The following is a 22791-nucleotide window of genomic DNA, read 5'->3' on the forward strand; positions in this document are numbered from 1 at the left end:
AATTGATTGTAAAGGAGCATGATTAAGAATGCAATCAGGGGCAGGATAAAAAGTTTGCTTTTTATCCTGCCCCTGAATCTGATTATTTATTCTATTTATCAGCATCGATTACTGATTGGATCTGTTTCATAAGAGTGTCATAGTTATTCTGGTCATCGATACCGCCGAGCATAGGATCTCCGACGATATTACCATTCCTATCGACAAGTATGGTTGTAGGAAATGCCATGATGTCGGAGGCATATTTACCTATGTTTGAATCAGAGTCAATGGAAATATTGCGGTATTTGGCACCCTGACTGTCAAGAATGGCTGCGGCTTCCTTGATAGCATCTTCGTTTCCGTCAAAGGTCTCTGTGTTGATACCTACTACCTCGCCTCCCATCGATTTGATGGCATCGTTTAATTCATTAAGCTTGGATAATTCTGCGACACAAGGTTTGCAGCCAGTAAACCAGAAATTAACGACAGTTACTGCATTATTGGAAAACAGGCTTTCGTCAACAGAATTACCATCAAAATCCTTGCCGGAGAAACTCTTGAAAGGTGTGATTTCTTCGGAACTGTCGTTCTGGTCGGTGCTTTCTGATCCTGTATTATTTTCGATTTCGGATATCTGCTTTTCAATCTGTCTGATGGTTTCAATATCATCGTTAAGTGTTTTCAGTTCATCATCTGTAAAGGATTCCTTGTTTGATTCCACGGTGCCGGCCAGATAATCGGCATAATCTCCGCTTGGATCAGCGCTGCTTTTATTCATCATGCCAAATACCTTGTTCCATACATCTGCATGATCTGCAAAGATCTGGTTCTCCTGCTGATATAAATCATCCAGCTTCGTGTTGGAATTGTCCGCAGCTTCAGTGGTGGCTTCTGTCTGGGTTTTTTGTGAACTCTCAGTTGTGGCAGATCCTGATCCGCTACATGCCGTGAGAGATAATGCTGCACAGAGAGTGATAATAGATAGTAATGTTTTTTTTGTCTTCATAGATAATTGCTCCTTTAAATAATAATTTAGATAATATTAGTGTGGCTGATTGTTACACGTTGGTTTTGGAAGATTGCTTATGTCCCTTTTGGGAACATGGTCTTCCCATAAACTGGTAGTGGATTGCGTCTTTTGGACAGGCCTTTATACAGGCTCCGCATCGTATGCATTCCGGATGATTCGGAGTCTTACAGACATCGACGTCCATTTTGCATACCTTTGAACATTGGTTGCATCCGACACATTTGCTGCTTTCAACCTTGATATTCAGAAGGCTGACCTTGTTAAATAATGAATAGATTGCTCCAAGCGGACAAATCCATTTGCAGAAAGGCCTGTAGAACAAAATACTCAGTATAATAACCGTAATTAAAATAAGGCACTTAAAAGAAAAAAGCTTTCCGAGAGCAGACCGTATAGCGGTATTTCCAAGTGAAAGTGGTATAGCTCCCTCTAAAACACCCTGTGGGCAAATATACTTACAGAAGAACGGATCACCCATTCCTATGGAGTTCGTTACAAGCATCGGCAGAAGTATAACGAAAACGATCAGGATGATATATTTCAGGTATCTTAACGGTTTCAGCCTGGCTGTGGAAAACTTTTTTCCGGGAATTTTGTGAAGCAGATCCTGAAACCATCCAAATGGACACAAAAATCCACATATAAATCTTCCGAGAATCACACCGAGTAAAATGAAAAAACCGGTTATGTAGTAAGAAAATTTAAATTTGAATGAGCCGACAACTGCTTGGAATGCCCCGATAGGACAGGCTCCGGTAGCAGCAGGACAGGAATAACAGTTTAATCCCGGTACGCATACTGTTTTAGCTTTGCCCTGATAGATCTTGCCTTTAAATAAATTGGGGATGTGAATATTGGTAAGCAGCGTGGCAGCTGCCTGTATCCATCCGCGTATTCTGGCTGTTTTTTTTGATATTGATTTGTTCTTATCCAATTCCTACACACTCCAGACATAATTTTATTGCTTTGCTGAGCACGGCAGCCGCTTCACCTCTGACTACACCATAGCTGATCATTGCTATACCTGTGATGAGTAAAACGATCTGAGATATTTTCCTGTACTTCAAGATATTGCAGCTCCTTTCTTGATTGTGTTTGTTGACCAACTGACCTGGGTATTATACAATAGCTGATGTAAAATTTTTGTTAAGAAACAGGTGAAAGATTTTTGAGATTATTAATAGTTGAAGATGAGAAACAAATATGTGATATGGTTGCGAAAAGCCTGTATGGTGTTGGGTATGAAGTGGATACCTGTTATGATGGGGAAGAAGCTCTTGAATGTATCCTTACGGAGGATTATGATCTGATCGTTTTGGATCTGAATCTGCCCGGTATGGATGGAATGGAAATCTTAAGAGAACTCAGACGAGAAAATGAGGAGACAAAGGTTATTATATTATCTGCAAGAGGACAGATCGCGGATAAGGTTGAGGGACTTGATGCAGGTGCAAATGATTATATGGAAAAACCATTTCATATAAAGGAACTTGAAGCACGTATCAGAAGTCTGACAAGAAGAAAATTTGTGCAGAAGGATGTATGTCTGGAAAGCGGCGGGATAAGCTTTGATACGATAAAACGTGAGGCATATGCAAAAGGGAAAAAGGTTTCCCTTACAAGAAAAGAAAATGGTATTTTAGAATATCTGCTTCTCAATCTGGGAAGACCGGTAAGTCAGGAAGAATTGATGGAGCATGTCTGGGATGCATCCGTGGACAGCTTTAGTGGAGCAATCAGAGTACATATGTCCTCGCTTAGAAGAAAGCTTAAGGCAGTGCTCGGATATGATCCGATTTTGAACAAGGTGGGAGAAGGGTATAAAATACGAGAGGAGGCCGACAGATGAAAAGAATATCGCTACAGTGGAGACTTACATGTATAATTACATTATATATTGCGCTTATATGTGGATGCCTGACTATGCTTATTTATAAAAATGGTGTGTACTATATTGATTCTCTGCAAGAGACTGTTGATGCCAGGGGAGATGATAACGGAAGCTCTTCGGATGAAATATATATCAGCATTCCGGAGGATAACTGGGATGATTTTGCAAATGATTTTTCCGTTCAGGTGTACAATAACAAGGCAGACTACAAAAAAAACAGCCTGATAATTTCAGCCTTGCTGGCGCTTCTGGGTGGTGTGGCCACGTATTTTATCAGTGGACATGCCCTAAAGCCGATTGGTAAGTTTTCTGATAAGATTGAAGAGGTACAGGCACAAAATCTGGCAGATTCACGAATAGAAGAAAACAATGTTAAAGAACTGAACCAACTGAGTGTTTCGTATAACAAGATGCTTGAACGTCTCTCGGATGCATTTGATATACAGAGACAATTTACCGCAAATGCGGCACATGAGCTTCGAACCCCATTATCTTTAATGCAGATACAGCTTGATTCATATAATTCCAATCCGCATCCGGGCAATGATGCAGATACCGAGCAAACGATAAAGATGGTTACGGAACAGAATGACAGACTCGGTAAAATGGTAAAAACCCTTCTGGATATGAGCGAGCTTCAAACTGTGGGGAGAGACGATGTAATAATGGTCAATGCTCTTGTTGATGAAGTATTGGCGGATCTGGAACCGCTTGCACAGGAAAAAAATATAAAACTTATTGGAAAATGCACGGATATAAGGATGATCGGAAGTGATATCCTTATTTACAGGATGGTATACAATCTTGTTGAGAATGCTATAAAATATAATCATTCTGGGGGACGGGTTACAGTGACCGCATATCAAAAGGAAAAACATATTTACCTGTCAATAGAGGATACCGGAAATGGAATCCCGGAGGAACTCAGGCAGCGTGTGTTTGAACCGTTCTTTCGTGTGGATAAATCCAGAAGCCGGGAACTTGGTGGTGTCGGACTTGGACTTGCGCTTGTTCATGAAATCGTAAGTGCGCATGATGGGACAATTACAGTCCGGTCTAATCCATCCGGAGGTACGATTTTTGATGTGAGTTTTACCCAGTGATCATTCCTGAAATGTGTGTGAAAAAATAAAATAAAAATAATTAGCACTCACCTCTTGACAGTGCTAACAAAAAGTGTTATGTTAACTACTGTAATGAAAGCGTATCTTGAATTACAGTAGTTTTTATATGTCAGGAGGTAAATGATTATGGATATGGACAAATACACAAGAAAGTCGCTTGAAGTAATAGAAAAAGCGAAAGATAAAGCCCTGGAATATGATAATCAGGAGCTTGCACAGATTCATTTACTTGCAGGATTGCTTGAGATAGACGAAAGCCTTATTTCGAAGATTTTTGAAAAACTCGATATAGATGTAACAGCAGCGGTAAATAGGGTGGAAGATAAACTTGCATCACTGCCAAAGGTAAGTGGCGGAAATCTGTATGCCGGAAATAATTTTTCAAAGGCGCTCATTCAGGCTGAAAAGGAAGCAAAGCAGATGGGAGACAGCTTTGTATCGGTTGAGCATCTGTTCCTTGGACTGATCGAAAAAGCCGATTCCGATGTGAAGCCATTGCTTAAAACATGGGCGATCGATCGGAACACATTTTTAAAGGCTCTGGCAGATATCAGAGGAAATAAAAAGGTAGACAGTGAGAATCCGGAAGATTCCTATGAAGCAATGGAGAAGTTCGGATATGATCTGGTGGAACGGGCAAGAGAGCAGAAGATTGATCCGGTTATCGGACGAGATGCTGAGATACGAAACGTGATCCGGATCCTTTCCCGTAAGACCAAGAATAACCCGGTTCTGATCGGTGAACCCGGTGTAGGTAAGACAGCGGTTGCAGAAGGTCTGGCACAGCGTATTGTCAGAGGTGATGTGCCGGAAGGCTTGAAGAATAAGAAGATATTCGCACTGGATATGGGTGCGCTGGTTGCCGGTGCCAAGTATCGTGGTGAATTTGAGGAACGTCTGAAGACGGTTCTGGATGAAGTAAAGAAATCAGAAGGTGAGATCATCCTCTTTATTGATGAGCTGCATACGATCGTTGGAGCCGGTAAGACAGATGGTGCAATGGATGCAGGCAATATGTTAAAGCCTATGCTTGCCCGTGGCGAACTGCATTGTATCGGTGCAACGACACTTGACGAATACAGACAGTACATTGAAAAGGATGCCGCTCTGGAACGTCGTTTCCAACCGGTACAGATCGATGAGCCGACGGTAGAAGATACGATCTCCATTCTTCGTGGTATCAAGGAAAGATATGAGGTGTTCCATGGAGTTAAGATCTCGGATGGTGCATTGGTAAGTGCAGCGGTACTTTCCAATCGGTACATTACAGATCGTTTCCTTCCGGATAAAGCGATCGACCTTGTCGATGAAGCCTGTGCGATGATCAAGACGGAGCTTGATTCTATGCCGACCGAAGTTGATGAGATTACAAGAAAGATCATGCAGCTTGAGATCGAGGAAGCCGCACTGAAGAAAGAGGAAGACCACCTGAGCAAGCAGAGACTGGCGGATATACAGTCAGAGCTTGCGGAGTTAAAGGATAAAGCAAATAACCTGAAAGCCAAATGGGAGAATGAAAAGGCAGGCGTTGAGAAGATCCGTAACCTGAAAGAGGAGATCGAGAAGATCAAGAATGATATTCAGGTTGCCCAGAGAAATTACGATCTGAACAAAGCAGCCGAATTGCAGTATGGCAAACTTCCGGCAGCTCAGAAAGAGCTGGAACTGGCAGAGCAGGCCGCATCGGAGAAAGAACGAAAGCTGGTACATGAGGTCGTATCAGAAGAAGAAATTTCGGAGATTGTATCCAAGTGGACCGGTATTCCGGTAGCCAAACTGACGGCGAGTGAAAAGAGTAAGACACTGAATCTTGCAGATGAACTTCATAAGAGGGTTGTCGGTCAGGATGAAGCTGTTGAATATGTCAGCGATGCGATCATCCGTTCCAAAGCAGGAATCAAGGATCCAAGCAAGCCGATCGGCTCATTCCTGTTCCTTGGACCAACCGGTGTAGGTAAGACAGAGCTTGCAAAGACACTGGCAGAAGCTTTATTTGATAATGAACAGAACATGGTTCGTATCGATATGAGTGAATATATGGAGAAATACAGTGTATCCAGACTGATCGGAGCGCCTCCTGGATATGTAGGCTACGATGAAGGCGGACAGCTTACCGAGGCAGTTCGTAGGAAACCATATTCGGTTGTCTTATTCGATGAAGTTGAGAAGGCACATCCGGATGTATTCAATGTATTATTACAGGTATTGGATGATGGACGTATCACGGACTCACAGGGTAGAACGGTAGACTTTAAGAATACGATCATCATTATGACATCGAATATCGGTGGTGTGGATATCGCAGAAGGCGGTGGCGAGATTACTGATGAGATACGGGAGACAGTTATGAATAAACTGAAACAGCACTTCCGTCCGGAGTTCCTGAACCGTATCGATGAGACGATCATCTTTAAGTCATTAAGCAAAGAGAACATCGGCAGTATCGTTGATCTTATGGTCAAGGATCTGAACAAACGTCTGGCCGGACAGGAGATTACGATTAAGCTTACAGATGAGGCCAAGAGTGCGATCATCGATCAGGGCTATGATCCGGTCTATGGTGCAAGACCATTGAAGCGTTTTATTCAGAAGAATGTCGAGACACTGGTTGCCCGTATGATCCTTGCAGGTGAAGTATCCACCCAGTCAGCGATCATCATTGACTATGACGGTCAGAAATTGACAGCGAGAAATGAGAAGTAGTAATATAAACAGGTAGTAAATGCCTGGTGACAACTAAAATAAGCAAGATAAAAGGGATTGGCATTGAAAATATTTTTCGGTGTCAATCCCTTTAATCTTATTTTAATGATGGTATGCCATTGTATATTAGGATAGGGAGGTTGTGCCCATGCGCATTTTGGTTGTTGAAGATGAATTGGATTTAAATCATATAATATGTAATAAACTGACAAAAGAAGGATACAATGTAGATTCCTGTTTTGACGGGCAGGCAGCACTTGATTATCTGGAGACGGCAAGTTATGATGGAGCTATAATGGATATTATGATTCCGAAGAAAGATGGTATGTCGGTTTTAAAAACAATCCGGGCAGAAGGAATACAGGTTCCGGTGCTTTTTTTGACTGCAAAGTCCGAAACGCAGGATATTGTCAGAGGATTGGATGCAGGAGCCAGTGACTATATGACAAAACCATTTGAGTTTTCGGAATTGCTCGCAAGGTTAAGGGTTATGCTTCGTACTGTACATATAAGTAATGACAGTATTTTGAATTATGGGTCATTACAGATTGATACAAATAATCACCGGGTTGTCCGGGATGGTGTGACTGTTGATCTTACAGTCCGGGAATATGCAATCCTGGAATATCTGGTGCGTAACAGGAACATTGTTGTTACAAGAGAGCAGATCCGTGCTAATATATGGAGCATTGATGATGATATCAATTCAAATGTAGTTGATGTATATATTCGATATCTTCGCAGGAAAATCGATGATCCTTTTGAAGAAAAACTGATACATACGATCCGGGGAGTAGGTTATAGACTGGAATGTTAAAAAAGAAAATCTCATTTATTAATTTCACTGTTATTGTTTGCGGACTTATCATTGCAGCAGGAACGATATGTCTCTTATTGATGCAGAAGAATCTGATCACAGAGGATACTAAATATCTGGCTTATACAGAACTGGCGCAGGAAGTGAAACGTGCAAAAAAAAATATAGGATTTGATGAGAATGAAAATCCGTATATAAAAAGCGATTTTTACGATCTGGAAGAGAAAGATACTTATAACGAAAATGTATATGTGTTTTTACAGTCAAGAGATGGAAGTTTTCTTGATGGCAGAATGCCGGATGATTCCAGAACCGGCCTTGATATCGGATTACAGAGCCTTACAAAAGTAACCTTTCAGGGAGAGCGTTATTACGTAGCAACCAGACGTGGAAAAATGAGGAATGGAACAGAGGATAGCAGTTTTTATCTGGTATGTGCTATGATATCGGAACAGGCGGTGAAAGACAATTATCGCGGACTGTGGCATCAGTCATATTTGGTGATAGGAGTTGTTGGCGCATTTTTTATTTTATTTGCCCTTTTATTAAGATATCTGATCGCTGTACCAATGAGACAGTTGAATGAATCGATAAAAAAGAGTGGGGAGAATCTGGATTTTACGGATAGTCTGGAATATAAAGGACGTTTTAAAGAACTTCAGATGTTAACAGATGCAAATAATCATTTGTACCAGAGAGTTCAGCAGGAGTTGGAACGTCAGGAAGAATTTAATGCGAATGTATCCCATGAACTTCGGACGCCTATTGCTGTTATGCATGCACAATGCCAGGTGTCGAGAGAGTTGGCAGAAAAGAAGCAGGATAAAGAAGCGATAAAAAGTATAGAGGTATTTGAGCGACAGACAAACCGTATGAAGAATCTGGTCGATCAATTGCTTCAGATGACTGCAATAGATAGAAAGGGGACAACGTTCAGTATAGAAGATATTGATGTTCGGGATGTAATTGAATCTGCATGTGATGATATAGCATATATTGATACGAAACAGATTACATTTGAATATTCCCTTCAGCCGACTATCATACATGCAAATATGAATCTTATCTATATTGTTATAAATAACCTGCTTTCAAATGCTGTAAAGTATAGTAGTGAAGGAGCTAAAATCTATGTGTCCTGTGGAGAGAAAGAGGGAAAGTCGTATATTCGTATTCAGGATGAAGGCTGTGGAATAAAGCAGGAAAATATATCCAAAATATTTGAAAGCTTTTATCGGGAAGAAAAAGATCGTAATGCGGAAGGTTTTGGTCTGGGACTTTCACAGGCAATGAAGATTGCTGAGTTATATGGGGGTGGGATTTATGTTGAAAGCACAAAGAATAAAGGAAGTATTTTCACATTTTTTATTCCAAAACCCTAAAAATATATAGAAGAATGTCGAATTTTTAATAGAGCTTTAATATTGGATTTTTATAATCCGATATTAGGGTTCTTTTTTTTATGTAGAAAGAACAATATATCGAGTAGGACTTGCTTGGAGGATTATATGAGAAATTATAAACGATTGATTCATTTGTTACTTGGACCGGTTCTATTCCTGTTGGCATGCTTTCTTTTACCGCATGCAGTTCTGCCGACATTTGCAGAACGGGCAGCAGTTGGAACGGTATTCTGGATGGCATACTGGTGGGTAACAGGTCCGGTAGATTATGCAGTAACGGCGTTTTTGCCGATTGCGATCAATGCCGTAGTTCCTATGGCGGAGATGAAGACTATAATATCGAATTATGCGGAGGAAACGATTCTGCTGCTGCTGGGAGCTTCGCTCATAACCGTATTATGGGAAAATACAGGACTGGATAAACGAATTGCGATCACGTTTCTGCGTCTGATCGGAAACAGTCTCAGAATACAACTTGTGTTCTGGTTTGTGTTGTCAATGGTATTATCTGCGGTGCTTCCGAATGCAGTCGTATGCGCAACGATCACACCGATCGCAGTTTCTATGCTGAAATATATTGGAATGGATGACGTGAAAAACAGTAAGACGGCATCGAAGATCCTGCTGACGATCGCATATGCGACAGGTCTTGGAGGTCTGGCATCTCCACTTGGTGGGGCTATGAATCTGGTAACGGTGGAATATATCCAGCAGTTGACCGGAAAAGAATATATGTATTCCTCCTGGGTTATCCGGTTCCTTCCAATTATGCTGATCTTAACGCTGATCAATGTAGTATTTACTCTTCGTGATGTAAAGAAGACAGATCTGTTAGGTGGTTCCAGTGAATATTTTGCGGAACAGTACCGGAAACTTCCAAAGATGAGCTTTGAAGAAAAATCTGCACTTGTGCTGTTTGTAGTGGCAACAGGTCTGGCATTTACCAGACAGCTTTATCAGGATATATTGCCGGGATTAAAGCCTGCATATGTATTTATCATCTGTGCAATCATTGCCTTTCTTTTTACAAATAAAGAGGGAAAACGGATCATGGTCTGGAAACAGGTGCAGGGAAAGATCGTCTGGGATCTGATGTATATATTTGCCGGAGGTCTGGCGCTTGGAAGCCTGATCAATGCAACAGGTGTTGCAAAAACACTTGGAGAAGTGATTTCTTCCTTTGATATGAAGGGCGGTTTTGTAACGATCCTGATCATTCTGACTGCAACACTACTGTTGTCGGATGTGACCTCAAATACAGCTACGGCAGCGGTTGCGATTCCACTTGTGATCTCAATCACACAGGGATGTGGGCTGAATCCGATTCCGTATATATACGTAGCATCCATTGGTGTGAACCTGTCTTATATGCTGCCAACGTCGATTCGTGCGATTCCGGTGGGATATGGACTGGAACCAAAGTATATGTTCCGGGAAGGCTGGAAGATTTCCCTTATCATTATTCTTGTAATGTCGATCATTTGCACATTGCTGTTAAAATACTGGAGCACATTCAGTACGGTGTAAAAAAAGCCATACAGAAACGGGCGTGAAACAAAGAGAAAGAAATGGAGAGAAGGCATGTCTGTCGTATCATACATATTTATAGTATTCTTAGCAGTTACAGTTTTGATATATTATATAGTACCAAAGAAAATCCAGTGGTGGGTGCTCCTTGCCGCAAGTGTGGTTTTCTATGCTTATAGTGGGATTGATGATCTCCTGATCGTAGTTGGAACCGCATTTCTGGTATATCCGTTGACAATGTTGATGGAGAAAAATCTGGAGGAACAGGACCGGCTGCTTCTGGATGCAGATAAGAGAACTGCAAGAAAGATAAAAACAGCACAGAAAAAGAAACGAAAGAAATATCTAGTGCTAGCATTGCTGATCGTAATAGGTGCGCTTATTGTATTCAAGGTGACAGGATTTGCCATCGAGAACATCAAACGTTTTCTTCCATACGAAGCGATACAGCGGATTCCGGACTGGCATTTCCCTGCACCGCTTGGAGTTTCTTTTTATTCCTTTATGATGATCTCTTATCTGGTTGATGTCTATAACGGAAGGATCCATGCACAGAAGAATTTTCTGAAATATCTGTCGTATGTATTATATTTTCCACATATTACGCAGGGACCGATTGCGCGATATGAACTGGTTGCGCATCAACTATGGGAAAAGCATAAGTTTGATTATGATACGGTGATAAAAGGTACATGGTTGATTCTGTGGGGAGCACTTAAGAAAATGGTGATGGCAGACCGTATCAGTCCATTTGTGACAGAAGTATTTAAACATTCTGATCAGTATGAAGGTATGATCTTCTTTCTGGCGGCGGTTATGTACTCCATCCAGATTTACTGTGATTTCTCCGGATGCATGGATATCGTACGTGGCGCATCGGAGTGCTTTGGCATTACGCTTGGAGAAAATTTCAGGCGGCCATATTTTTCCCAGACGTTGCCGGAGTTCTGGAGAAGATGGCATATTTCACTCGGAGCGTTCTTCAGAGAATATGTATTCTATCCGGTATCGACTTCAAAGATCCTGTTGAAATGGAATACCAAGGTGCGGAAATATCTGGGAAATACCATAGGAACCGGATTTGCCTCTTGTGTACCGATCCTGTGCGTATGGATCCTGACCGGACTCTGGCATGGGGCAAAGTGGAATTATATCGGCTGGGGATTGTTTCACGGAATTCTGATCTGCTTATCGACATTATTTGAGCAGCCGGTCGCTAAATTAACAGAGAAACTGAATATACGGACAAACTGTATAAGCTGGAATATATTCCGGATGCTTCGGACATTTTTATTATGTGTGATCGGACGTATCATTTTTATGGGAAAGGGAATCCGTGCGAGTTTTCAAATGATTACATCCTGTATAGTAGATTACAGAAAAATTTATGATCTGGTAAATGATTTTTCTATATCTCAGCGGGAGTGGGGAGTAATCTTTATCGGTGTACTGATTTTGTTATGTGTATCAATTGCACAGGAGATTCGGGAGCAAATAGGAATAAAGGAAGATATCAGAGACTGGCTGCTGCGTCAGAATCTTTGGCTGCGATGGACGGTTCTTATTGCCGGTATTTTATGCGTGCTGATATTTGGAGTATATGGAACCGGCAGCCAGATTGTATTTATATATGAGCAATTCTAAAAGGAGCTAAAATGAAATTAATAAACACAAAAGGATTTCAGATTATAAAGAAAATAATATCTGTTATAATATTTTTCGTTATATTAGTATATTTGGTTTCTAAGACTGGTCAGTTTGCAAGACCGGATGATAATGATACAGATATGTGGGCAACATATTATGCGGAAGATAAAAATACTATTGATGTGATCATGATTGGTTCAAGTGCCTTGTATCGTTATTGGATAGCTCCGCAGGCATATGAAGAACAGGGGTTTACGTCCACGGTTATAGGAAGTGCCAGTCAGGATATCTGTCAGATACCATATATTATGGAGGAAGCAGTCAAAAGTCAGGATGCAGATTTGATCGTGGTAGAGCTTAGAAATATAGTAGCGAGAGATCAGTATGATGCGATTAGTCCGGAAGAACAGAAATATCGATTTGAGGTTGTAACATCCGGAATGAATCCGTCAATTACACGTTTAAAAATGATCAATGATTTATATGATGAAGATTTGATAAGTAAGATGGAAATGATGTTCTCGGTATTAAAGTATCATAATAATTTAATGGAATACGACAGAGACTATTTGATCGAGCGATTAAAAAATGAACCGGTTTCAGACAAATATGTAAATGTAAGAGCAGATGTAAAAGCAAAGAAAAAACTGGTATATGAGTCAGATGATGATACGATATTATCGGAGAAATCTAAAACTTATATAGATGCAATTGAGGACAAGGCAAAAGAGCTGGATAAAAAGGTGCTTTTAATATTTACCCCATATAAACCACGCAAAGATCAGATCGTTGAACAAAAGCAGATCGGTGAATACTGTAAGAAACAGGGATATGATTATCTGGATATGAATCTTTATGTGGATGACATAGGGCTTGACTTTTCAACGGATTTATACAATGGCAAACATACCAATGTTGCAGGTTCGCAGAAAGTGACAACATATCTGGCAGAATACATGAAACAACAATATGGATTGAGTGCTGATTTGGATAAAAAACAAAAAGCTGAATGGCAGCATGCCTGTGAACTATGGCACGAAGAGAGAACTACACTTATGCAGAAATGGGAAGATAATATTGTAAAGGAGAAATAATATAGAAATGGAAACAGTGCTTCATTATATAAAAAAATATTCGGAGACACAGCCGGATACACCGGCTGTCTGTGAGTTAAAAAAATATCTGACATATTCGGAGTATTGGACAGCGATCAGAAAGATGGCAAATGTGCTGGTCCGAAATGGTATAAAAAAGGACGCACATGTTATTTTGCGATGTACTCAGGATATTAATTATATGGTTTTGTTTTCGGCTTTGCAATATATACAGGCACTTGTGATTCCTGTAGAGCGATCCACTTCACCGGAGCGTATACAGGAGATTCGGGATAAGGTGGATGCAGAATGGCTGATCTCAAATAGAGAGTCAGAGGGAATGTGCTGGTTATCCACAAAGAAGCTGGTGGAGCAGATGAAAAGTGCAGAAGAACTGGAATATCCACTTCCGAATTCAGATACATGGTCAATGTTGTTATTCACGACTGGTACGACTGGGAACTCAAAAGGTGTTGTCATGTATCATAAGAATGACGTTGCTATCGCCGGAAATGTCATGGAAGGAACACAGATGAAACCGGGAAATGTGGAGATCATACCGATGCCGCTTAATCATTCCTTTGGTATAAGACGGTATCAGTCGGATATGATTAATGGCGGAACCGTTTGTCTGATGAATGGCATGGCGCTGATCGGCAATCTCTGGAAGATGCTCGAGCAGTATCATGCAACATCTATGGCGATTTCTCCGGCAACGCTCGGAATGATCTTTCACCTGTCAGGTGACAGGATCTCCGAATATGCGGATCAGATTGATTATATACAGGTGGGGTCAGCACCACTTCCGGAAACAGATAAGGAAAAATTACTCCGGTATCTTCCGAATACAAGACTCTATAATTTTTATGGATCATCAGAAGCCGGCTGTTCATGTATTCTGGAATTTAGCCGACAGAATAAGAATGGTTGTATCGGATATCCGACCGTCAATTCTCTGGTGCGTTTTATAGATGGAGAAGGAAATGTTATAGAGAATGGATCCGAGAAACAGCCTGCTTTACTGGGTTGGGGTGGTTCGATTGTTATGGAGGGCTATTACAATGATCCGGAGCTTACTGCGAAAACGGTAGTGGATGGATATGTTATGACAAATGATCTTGGCTATATGGATGAAGATGGCAGTATTATTCTGGTTGGACGGGCGGATGATGTTATTAACTATGGCGGAAGCAAGATCTCGCCGGCAGAGGTAGAAGCTGTTGCGATCCGGTATCCGGGTGTGGCAGATTGTGCCTACAGTTCCGTTCATGATCCGATTACCGGAGAATTACCGGTTATGCTGATTGTACAAGAGGATGGTTTTGACGAAGCTGCATTCTTGATCTATATGCAGCAACAGGTAGAAAGCTATAAGCTACCACAGAAGATATTTTATATTGAAGAAGTACCGAAGACATTTAAAGGCTCGCTTCTTCGAAAAGAAATAAAAAAGATAGCAGAATCAAAGAACAAAGGAGAATAAGATTATGAATGATTTTATTGCAATGTTAAAAAAGATCAAGCCAAATGTTGACTTTGAAAATGAAGATGCATTGGTAGATGATGGGATACTGGAATCTCTGGATATTATAACGATCATTGCGGAGATTGCAGACAAATACGATGTTATCATCCCAAGTGATGAGATCACATCTGATAATTTCAATTCTGCAGAAGCCTTGTATGAGCTGGTAGAAGATCTGAAATAATTTTATCGTAAATATGTGCTGATAGTAAAAAGTATAACAGGAAATAGAATGCCCTCAAAGAATGACAGGTCTGCCAGCAGGCAGAGAAGATGTCAAACTTTGAGGGAGTTTTTGTTATAAATCTGTGAAGTGCGTCGTAAAAAGTAAAGCAGGATGTTATACTGAACAGGTAAATTACAGATGCTATTTGCCTCTATGTATGAGAAGCCGACAGGACGCATATCAGAAAATACATTATCTGGCAGAAAGAATAAGATTATGAATAAGGTAGAAAAGAACAAGAAAAAAAGGCATATTCACAGAATCCTTCTTCTTACAGGAGTGCTTCCGGTCATAGTGATAAATGCAGCAGCGTGGGCTGCTCCGTGGATCAGTGAAAAGGTGGGATGGGGAAACTGGTGTGACTGGTATGCCGAATATGTGAATCCGGTTATCGTTGCAATATTTGCAAGATTTGGCAATCTGTTTTCCTTTTCGCTCGGAGAGGTTATGATCGTTACGGCGATTCTGCTGATCCTTGCATTCCTGATTTTGAATATTCTGTTGATCTTTTTAAGAAAACATAAGAAATATCGGAGATTTTGCAGGATCTATGACCTTGTTGTTGCATATATAACGGTTGTGGTCTGTCTTATTATGACCGGAAACTGTACGATCTACTATCACTGTTCAGCGATTTCTGTAAACGGGGAAACAGAGGAACGGCAGTATAAGGTAGAAGAATTGCAGGAGCTTCGCAATTATATCGTAAAGCAGTGTAACGAATACAGTACAAAAGTAGAGCGGGATGAAAACGGACACATAACATATGACGGAGATATGCAGGAACAGGCACGAAATGCACTTCGGAAACTGTCCGGCCGGTATCCACGGTTATCCGGGTACTATCCGAATGTCAAGCATATGATATTCTCCGGGCTGATGAGCCAGAGCTATATGGCGGGATATTATTTCCCATTTTCGATGGAAGCAAACTGTAATGCAAATATGTATATCACAAATTATCCGGCGACCTATTGCCATGAGCTGGCGCATCTGCATGGGTATATCTATGAGGATGAGGCAAACTTTATATCTTATCTTGCCTGTATCAGCAGCGAAGATCCATTCTTTATTTATTCCGGGTATCTGAGTGTATTATCTTATGTAGATAATGCCTATTATGAGGCTATCGGGGAGGACGCGGAGCTATATCTGGCAAATGAGAGGATATCCGAACAGGTGCTGTCAGATGATATCTTTCTACTTCCGGAGACATGGGAAAAGGTGGAGGATAAGGCCATTCTATCGACGGATACCGTCAATCAGGCATCCAATACCTTCACTGAAACAAGTCTGAACCTGAACGGTGTCTCAGACGGTTTCGCAGCCTATGACCGCGTAACCGGACTGTTATTACGATACTACGATGAAGAGTTGTATTAAATGGTATGTTCATAAGAATTCGGCAATCTCTAACAGGATCATAGAAAAAGATTAACAGGTATCCGGTTTTATATACCTTTATGTAACAGACCTTTTTTCACGTCGGTCCTTAGCGAACTGCTAAAAGCAGTGAGGTTAGTACCGTTACGTGAAAAATAGAGCGCGAGCGTTCTGTGAAATAAAGGGTATATAAAACCGGATACCTGTTAATCTTTTTGCTAAATAGAACGAAAGTGATTTGCGAAATGAATGATAGCAGCTAGCTTCTTCCGTACGGTACATTATAATGCCAGCAGCTTCCTGCAAAGGGCAACATGCGCGTCCCCGTCAGTCGTACAGCTGTTATAGATCTCGACTGTTCCATCTCCGGTAGAATCTGATTTTAAGCCTGCTGCGATCAGGCGGCGACGCAGTTCTACGGCAGTTCCGTGGCTCCCGACAAAAATCTTGATGTCCGGACCGACAACGGTTCGGATCATTTTTTCCACAAACGGATAGTGTGTACAGCCAAGCACGATCGCATCAATTCCCTTTTCCAGATAAGGCGAGAGAACCTCTTGCAGATAATCATGAAGCTTCGGACTGTCCAGATCTCCGTTTTCCACAAAGCCAACCAGCTTTGGACATGGTACACGGTAGATTACGGATCGGTCTTCGTATGTATGCATCAGTGACAGAAACTTATCCTGTTTTAATGTCATAGGGGTAGCCATAACCGCGATCCGGTCATGTTCCTTCCAGAGAACGGCTGGTTTTAATGCCGGTTCAATACCGATTACCGGGATATCGGGATGGTCGGTACGGAGCATGGTGGCAGCGGCACTGGTTGCTGTATTGCAGGCAATCACGATCGCTTTTGCATCATGTTCAAGCAGAAATTCTACACAGCTCCGACTTAGGTTCTGAATGTCGGTGACTGAACGTGTACCATATGGAGCATGTGCAGAATCACCATAATATATATAATTTTCCTCCGGCATCAGTGCAACGATTTCTTTTAAGACGCTGATACCGCCAATGCCGGAATCAAATATACCGATTGGGCGGGAATTATCTTTCATTTGTAAAACCTCCTAAAAATACCTGCATTTAAAAATTATACTACTATATGAAAAGAAAAGACAACCTATAAGTAAAAAACGATATAAAACATTTTAATAAGGCAAAAGAATAAGGTGAAAATCTTCAGAATCGGAAGAAACTGGAAAAAAAGTTGCGTATTCTGCAGTTGCCATATATAATCGGGGAGTGAACAGAGATATAAAATAAATAAAAAGACAGTAAACGGTCGGATCATATAATTCAAAACAGTCGGCAGACAGTCAGGAGGAAAAGAATGGAAGTAGAACACATAATCCCTATAAGCCGGGATTTGGAATCTCGGGTTAAAGAAAAAATGATCGAATATTATACAGGAGATGCCAGACGGATCCATCATTTTCTGAAGGTTCATTCTTTTGCCAAGCTGATCGGTGAGATGGAAGGCATTGCAGGAAAAGAGATGGAAATACTGGAAGTAGCCGCACTTGTGCATGATATAGGAATAAAGAATTCAGAAAAGAAATATGGATATAATACAGGGAAAACGCAGGAGAAGGAAGGACCGCCGGAAGCAGAAAAGCTGCTTTTGTCTTTGACGGATGATACTGCATTTATTGAAAGAGTATGCTATCTGGTCGGTCATCACCATACTTATTCGAATATTGACGGAACGGATTATCAGATACTGGTAGAAGCAGATTTTCTTGTTAATCTGTATGAGGATAAAGAACATATTAAGGCAGTCTGGTCTGCCTATGAGAAGATTTTCCGGACACGGTCGGGAAGAAAGCTTTGCAGGGAGATTTTTGAACTGTCATAAATATAAGAAAATCTTAACCGATTTTTAATTATTGCCGTAGTTCATGTGCTTGCAGGAATGGGATAAATTATATATAATGAGATGATGTGCTGAATGTTACAGGAAAAGGTAATATTCATATGACCGGAAATATTGAGAAAAGATATGGATACAGAAGCCTGAAACAGATTATAAAACACAGAAGATATATGGTTATTAGGAGGACGTAATGAGTAAATACAAGATTAATACAACATGTGTACAGGGAGGTTATGAACCGGGAAACGGAGAACCACGACAGGTTCCGATCTACCAGAGCACGACATTCAAATATGCAACAAGTGAGGATATGGGTAAATTATTCGATCTGGAGGCAGACGGATATTTTTATTCCCGACTTCAGAATCCTACAAATGATCTGGTTGCAAAGAAGATCTGTCAGTTAGAGGGTGGTGCAGCTGCAATGCTTACCGGTTCCGGTCAGGCTGCAAACTTCTATGCAGTATTCAATATTGCAAATTGCGGCGATCATGTTGTTGCATCGAATTCTATCTATGGCGGAACCTACAACTTATTTGCTGTAACCATGAAGAAGATGGGAATCGATTTCACATTTGTTGATCCGGATGCATCCGAAGATGAGATCCGTGCAGCCTTCCGCCCGAATACCAAGGCGTTATTTGGTGAGATCATAGCAAATCCGGCTCTGACTGTATTAGATATTGAGAAGTTCGCAAAGGTAGCTCACGAGCAAGGCGTACCGCTTATCGTAGATAATACATTCCCGACTCCGATCAACTGTCGTCCGATCGAATGGGGAGCAGATATCGTAACCCATTCCACAACCAAATACATGGACGGACATGGAGCAGCTATCGGTGGATGTATCGTAGATGCCGGAAAGTTCGACTGGATGAAATACGCAGACAAATTCCCGGGACTTACCACACCGGATGACAGTTATCATGGAATTACATATGCAGAGAAGTTCGGAAAAGAGGGCGCATTTATCACAAAGGCAACTGCACAGCTGATGCGTGATTTCGGTTCTGTACAGTCTCCGCAGAGTGCATTTATCCTGAATCTCGGACTGGAGAGTCTGCATGTCAGAGTAAAGCGTCATTGTGAGAATGCACTCGCAGTTGCAAAATATCTGGAACAGAATGATAAGGTTGCTTATGTGAATTACTGCGGACTGGAAAATGACAAATATCACGCACTTGCAGAAAAATATCTGCCAAACGGCTCCTGCGGTGTTGTAAGCTTCGGTGTAAAGGGCGGAAGAAAAGCAGCGGAAGAATTCATGAAGCACTTAAAACTTGGCTCAATCGAGACACATGTAGCTGATGCAAGAACCTGTTGTCTGCATCCGGCAAGTGCAACACACAGGCAGATGAATGATGAGGAACTGACAGCATGTGGTGTATATCCGGATCTTGTTCGTTATTCATGTGGACTGGAAGATGCGGAAGATCTGATTGCGGATCTGGAACAGGCATTTGCACAGATCTAGGATCTGATCCGGCCTGAAAATAGAAAGAAGAAAGCCACAGCAGAGCTGTTATACAGAATAACAGATGGAATACTCTGTTGCGGATGGAGGAAGAGATGAAGTTAAGAATTGCCAAGGGCTGTATTGTAATTATGCCTGTGATCGGTACACTGGGACTGTTTATATTTACATTTGTCGGAAAGATCATATACGGATGGGGACTGTTTGTTATCATGCTGTTATTATCGGGTATTATCAATCAGTTATTTTTCCGTTGCCCGCACTGTGGAAAGTCAATTCCTGCAAATGCGACACTGAATCAGAAATATTGTCCGTTATGCGGGGCTGACCTTGGTCTTATTGATTCACCGTTCAGTTATTATTCAAAATGCAAAAAAAATAAGAATGGACAGTATCAGGCATATACTACAGTTGGGTATCTGGCATTTATTGTTGGTACAGCAATCGTATTATTTATCGTTGTAGCACTTTTGGGATTTGACAGTGTATTTAAAGGAACCGGACGGATCCTGATTCTTGCGGCACTGGCGCTTGGATTTTTGATCGGTATGATGTGCAGATGTATCGTAGGGTCAGCTGCGAAGCTTGATAAAGAACATCTGTATTACAGTAAGATCCCCGGAAGATGGAAATGTTATGATATTTCTGATATAAAGGAACAGGCAAAGCTGCATAAGCCGTTTTACCATGTGGTAAGAGGGTATATTATGATGACCAATCAGGGTGTCGTGGCCATTCCGGTAGCTACTTATAAAGGTGGAAAGGAATTCCTTCAGAAGCTGACAGAATATATTAACGAGCCAATGGTGGATATTATGCCTGAGATGGTGGCATCCAAGAGAAGTGAAGAAGGCAAGAAGGCAGAAGTTGAATACAGAGCCTATAAGGACAGTATAAAAGAGAAAGGTGAAAATTAAGTATGGAAAGCGGCAAGATAAAGAATGAAGCATTGTTGGAGGCAATTGAGATTTTTAAGGCCGAAAATAATCAGCAGAATCTAAAGAATTTTATTGAGAAGTTATTACAGGCAAGATTTATCCTGCCGGCGACACTGGATCCCAAACCGGTGAAAGACGATCAGGGCAGGATCATGGGAGACGGAAAATTCAAAGTGAACTTCCGGGTTATCACAGATAATACAGGAAAGAATTTCTTCCCATGCTTTACAAATGATGAAGAATTCGAGCATGCGATCAAAGAAGTGGAAGTTGAGAAGATGGCACTCACTTATAAAGAGGTTGCTCCGCTGGTTCTGAATTCAAAGGGACAGATTCAGGGTATCGTGATCGATCCGTATACAGTTGGAATGCAGGTGCCGGATGCTCTGATTAAGACAGTTGATGAGAGCAGAAAGAGTGTTCTTGAAGAACAAAAGAATACAAATATTAAGAAACACACTATTCCTGCAAATACAAAGATCCGTTTGAGGAGCCCGAAATATATGCCGGTTGATATGTTAGAGGAAGCAAAGAAATTCTTTGTAGAACGCCCAAATATAAAGGCGGCTTATATTCAGATGATGGAAAAAGAAAATTCAGATGAAGAATATCTGATCACAATTGATTTTGAAGGTGATGAAGAAGATTTATTTGATTCACTTCTTCCGAAGATAAAACCGCTTGCGTTCGGTATTCCGATCGCACTTACCGGGACAGATAACGGACTTGGAAAAAAAGTTCTGGAAAATGCAGAGCCGTTCTATAAAAAAGAAAATTAGGAGACAATAATGGTTAAAAAATATCTTATCATGTTCCTGATATCTATGGTTCCGATCGTAGAGCTGCGAGGAGCAATTCCATATGCAGCGGTATTCGGAATACCGACATTGCGGGCATTGATCATCTGTATGCTCGGAAACATACTTCCGGTTCCGGTGATCTTCTGGTTTGCCAGACGGGTTTTGATGTGGGGAAAAGACAAAAAATATATCGGAAAATTTTTTACATGGTGTATTCAGAAGGGTGAAAAAGGCGGACAGAAGCTGCTTGAGAAGACAGGCGGTGGAGTCTATATCGCACTGATGCTGTTTGTAGGAATCCCACTTCCGGGTACAGGAGCCTGGACGGGTACTCTGGCAGCCAGCTTCTTAGATCTTGACTGGAAGAAGAGCGCACTTGCCGTTATGGGTGGTGTTGTACTTGCAGGCCTGATCGTGGGAGTTGTAAGTTATGGACTGCTTGGCGCGATCGCAGCATTATTCTGATGCTGCAAATAATATAGAATAAATGGACAGAAGATATGCCTGCAGGGTGAGTGAATCCGGGGAAACTACAGGTAGATAAGGAGATAGATATGGTAAATCCGGCATCAATTTTTAAGATAAAATCCGCATGGGAGAAATTCGCATCCAATCATCCGAAGTTTCCGATGTTTTTACAGGCTGCGATGGCAAGCGGGATCAAAGAAAACTATATTATAGAAGTAAAGATCACGGATCCGGAGGGAAAGCAGATCTGTACAAATGTAAAACTGACAGAATCGGATATGGAATTATTCCATACCTTAAAGGATCTGAAGGGGTAAATGCAGACAATCCAATAAATGCGGCATATTTCTTTATAAAATTAAAAAATAGAGAATATGTCTAAAAACAGAAAAAGATTTCTTGACTTGCACTGTATACTTGTGTTATTGTTAAACGTGCGATGAAAGAGGTCTTTTTTTTATGCCTTAAAATAAGTAATGGAGGTAGATGGAAGTGCGCGTTAAAATAACATTGGCATGTCAGGATTGTAAACAGCGTAATTACAATATGACAAAGGATAAGAAAACGCATCCAGACAGAATGGAAACAAAGAAGTACTGCAGATTCTGCAAGAAGCATACAGTACACAAGGAAACAAAATAGTTCCGGACCAGTGAAGGAGGATTGGTTTAATGGCAAAAAGTGAAGAAAAATCAACAGCTCTCAAGAAAAGCTGGACCCAGGAACTAAAGGGTGAATTCAAGAAAATCACATGGCTTGACAGAACAACCCTGTTTAAGCAGTCAGCCGTAGTAATCGTTTCAACGGTAATCCTCGGAGCTATTATTGCAGTCGTTGACTGGCTTATACAAATAGGCTTGAATTTCATAATATAATGAGT

General features: G+C 41.1%; 23 protein-coding genes. 19 read left to right on the top strand and 4 right to left on the bottom strand.

Annotation, left to right across the window (positions count from 1 at the left end; translation table 11 throughout):
- Positions 1–91: 91 nt before the first annotated feature.
- Genes DWW43_RS02210 through DWW43_RS02220 form a run of 3 tightly spaced genes read right to left on the bottom strand, consistent with a single transcriptional unit; the run spans position 92 to position 2082 of the window.
- Positions 92–988 (bottom strand): TlpA disulfide reductase family protein, encoded by an 897-nt coding sequence (locus DWW43_RS02210; RefSeq protein WP_119962588.1) that lies wholly within the window; start codon positions 986–988, stop codon positions 92–94.
- Positions 989–1040: 52 nt separating this feature from the next.
- The gene (locus DWW43_RS02215; RefSeq protein WP_119962589.1) at positions 1041–1946 is read right to left on the bottom strand and encodes a 4Fe-4S binding protein; all 906 of its coding nucleotides are present in this window, start codon (positions 1944–1946) and stop codon (positions 1041–1043) included.
- Positions 1939–2082 carry a CD1871A family CXXC motif-containing protein gene (locus DWW43_RS02220; protein ID WP_117785383.1) on the bottom strand — a complete coding sequence of 48 codons (144 nt, stop codon included), beginning with the start codon at positions 2080–2082 and terminating at the stop codon, positions 1939–1941. The genes DWW43_RS02215 and DWW43_RS02220 overlap by 8 nt, the downstream gene beginning before the upstream one ends.
- 98 nt (positions 2083–2180) lie before the next feature.
- Between DWW43_RS02220 and DWW43_RS02225 the strand changes: the two genes are divergently transcribed.
- The 11 genes from DWW43_RS02225 to DWW43_RS02275 all read left to right on the top strand — a co-directional run bounded on the left by DWW43_RS02225 (position 2181) and on the right by DWW43_RS02275 (position 16352).
- The gene (locus DWW43_RS02225) at positions 2181–2861 is read left to right on the top strand and encodes a response regulator transcription factor (protein WP_008401070.1); all 681 of its coding nucleotides are present in this window, start codon (positions 2181–2183) and stop codon (positions 2859–2861) included.
- Positions 2858–4006: a HAMP domain-containing sensor histidine kinase gene (locus DWW43_RS02230; protein ID WP_117822955.1), complete on the top strand. Its 1149-nt coding sequence runs from the start codon at positions 2858–2860 to the stop codon at positions 4004–4006. Before DWW43_RS02225 ends, DWW43_RS02230 begins: the two co-directional genes overlap by 4 nt.
- A gap of 147 nt (positions 4007–4153) precedes the next feature.
- Complete coding sequence (clpB, locus tag DWW43_RS02235) at positions 4154–6730, top strand: ATP-dependent chaperone ClpB (protein WP_119962590.1); 2577 nt, start codon at positions 4154–4156, stop codon at positions 6728–6730.
- A gap of 148 nt (positions 6731–6878) precedes the next feature.
- Positions 6879–7547 (top strand): response regulator transcription factor, encoded by a 669-nt coding sequence (locus DWW43_RS02240; RefSeq protein ID WP_119962591.1) that lies wholly within the window; start codon positions 6879–6881, stop codon positions 7545–7547.
- Positions 7541–8929: a HAMP domain-containing sensor histidine kinase gene (locus tag DWW43_RS02245; protein WP_119962592.1), complete on the top strand. Its 1389-nt coding sequence runs from the start codon at positions 7541–7543 to the stop codon at positions 8927–8929. Before DWW43_RS02240 ends, DWW43_RS02245 begins: the two co-directional genes overlap by 7 nt.
- Before the next feature lie 126 nt (positions 8930–9055).
- Positions 9056–10477: an SLC13 family permease gene (locus tag DWW43_RS02250; RefSeq protein WP_119962593.1), complete on the top strand. Its 1422-nt coding sequence runs from the start codon at positions 9056–9058 to the stop codon at positions 10475–10477.
- A gap of 54 nt (positions 10478–10531) precedes the next feature.
- Positions 10532–12121: an MBOAT family O-acyltransferase gene (locus DWW43_RS02255; RefSeq protein ID WP_008401077.1), complete on the top strand. Its 1590-nt coding sequence runs from the start codon at positions 10532–10534 to the stop codon at positions 12119–12121.
- Between the two features lie 11 nt (positions 12122–12132).
- Positions 12133–13218: a hypothetical protein gene (locus tag DWW43_RS02260; RefSeq protein ID WP_119962594.1), complete on the top strand. Its 1086-nt coding sequence runs from the start codon at positions 12133–12135 to the stop codon at positions 13216–13218.
- 7 nt (positions 13219–13225) lie between these two features.
- Positions 13226–14701 carry a class I adenylate-forming enzyme family protein gene (locus DWW43_RS02265; RefSeq protein ID WP_119962595.1) on the top strand — a complete coding sequence of 492 codons (1476 nt, stop codon included), beginning with the start codon at positions 13226–13228 and terminating at the stop codon, positions 14699–14701.
- A gap of 4 nt (positions 14702–14705) precedes the next feature.
- The gene (locus DWW43_RS02270) at positions 14706–14927 is read left to right on the top strand and encodes a phosphopantetheine-binding protein (protein ID WP_008401081.1); all 222 of its coding nucleotides are present in this window, start codon (positions 14706–14708) and stop codon (positions 14925–14927) included.
- A 258-nt stretch (positions 14928–15185) separates the two neighbouring features.
- On the top strand, positions 15186–16352 hold the full coding sequence (locus tag DWW43_RS02275) for a DUF3810 domain-containing protein (protein WP_165852998.1): 1167 nt from the start codon (positions 15186–15188) through the stop codon (positions 16350–16352).
- A gap of 281 nt (positions 16353–16633) precedes the next feature.
- Here DWW43_RS02275 and murI read toward each other — a convergent pair whose 3' ends face one another.
- Complete coding sequence (gene murI, locus DWW43_RS02280; protein ID WP_119962597.1) at positions 16634–17413, bottom strand: glutamate racemase; 780 nt, start codon at positions 17411–17413, stop codon at positions 16634–16636.
- 275 nt (positions 17414–17688) lie between these two features.
- Between murI and DWW43_RS02285 the strand changes: the two genes are divergently transcribed.
- The 8 genes from DWW43_RS02285 (at position 17689) to secE (ending at position 22786) form a co-directional block, all read left to right on the top strand.
- Positions 17689–18213 carry an HD domain-containing protein gene (locus tag DWW43_RS02285; RefSeq protein WP_119962598.1) on the top strand — a complete coding sequence of 175 codons (525 nt, stop codon included), beginning with the start codon at positions 17689–17691 and terminating at the stop codon, positions 18211–18213.
- Between the two features lie 208 nt (positions 18214–18421).
- Positions 18422–19705, top strand: a complete 1284-nt coding sequence (locus tag DWW43_RS02290; RefSeq protein ID WP_008401087.1) for an O-acetylhomoserine aminocarboxypropyltransferase/cysteine synthase family protein — start codon at positions 18422–18424, stop codon at positions 19703–19705.
- Between the two features lie 95 nt (positions 19706–19800).
- A complete protein-coding gene (locus tag DWW43_RS02295; RefSeq protein WP_243104375.1) occupies positions 19801–20622 on the top strand; it encodes a zinc ribbon domain-containing protein in 822 nt (273 codons plus the stop codon).
- 2 nt (positions 20623–20624) lie between these two features.
- Positions 20625–21422: an enhanced serine sensitivity protein SseB gene (locus DWW43_RS02300; protein WP_119962600.1), complete on the top strand. Its 798-nt coding sequence runs from the start codon at positions 20625–20627 to the stop codon at positions 21420–21422.
- 9 nt (positions 21423–21431) lie between these two features.
- Positions 21432–21908 (top strand): small multi-drug export protein, encoded by a 477-nt coding sequence (locus tag DWW43_RS02305; RefSeq protein ID WP_119962601.1) that lies wholly within the window; start codon positions 21432–21434, stop codon positions 21906–21908.
- 89 nt (positions 21909–21997) lie between these two features.
- Entirely contained in the window at positions 21998–22228 is a 231-nt protein-coding gene (locus DWW43_RS02310; RefSeq protein WP_165852999.1) for a hypothetical protein, read from the top strand.
- Between the two features lie 175 nt (positions 22229–22403).
- On the top strand, positions 22404–22553 hold the full coding sequence (rpmG, locus tag DWW43_RS02315; protein WP_008401093.1) for a 50S ribosomal protein L33: 150 nt from the start codon (positions 22404–22406) through the stop codon (positions 22551–22553).
- 29 nt (positions 22554–22582) lie between these two features.
- The gene (secE, locus tag DWW43_RS02320) at positions 22583–22786 is read left to right on the top strand and encodes a preprotein translocase subunit SecE (RefSeq protein WP_008401094.1); all 204 of its coding nucleotides are present in this window, start codon (positions 22583–22585) and stop codon (positions 22784–22786) included.
- The last annotated feature ends 5 nt before the right edge of the window (positions 22787–22791 follow it).

Origin of the sequence: Clostridium sp. AF15-41 (assembly GCF_003604095.1) — a bacterium.
In the GTDB taxonomy this organism is placed as follows: Bacteria; Bacillota; Clostridia; order Lachnospirales; family Lachnospiraceae; genus Coprococcus.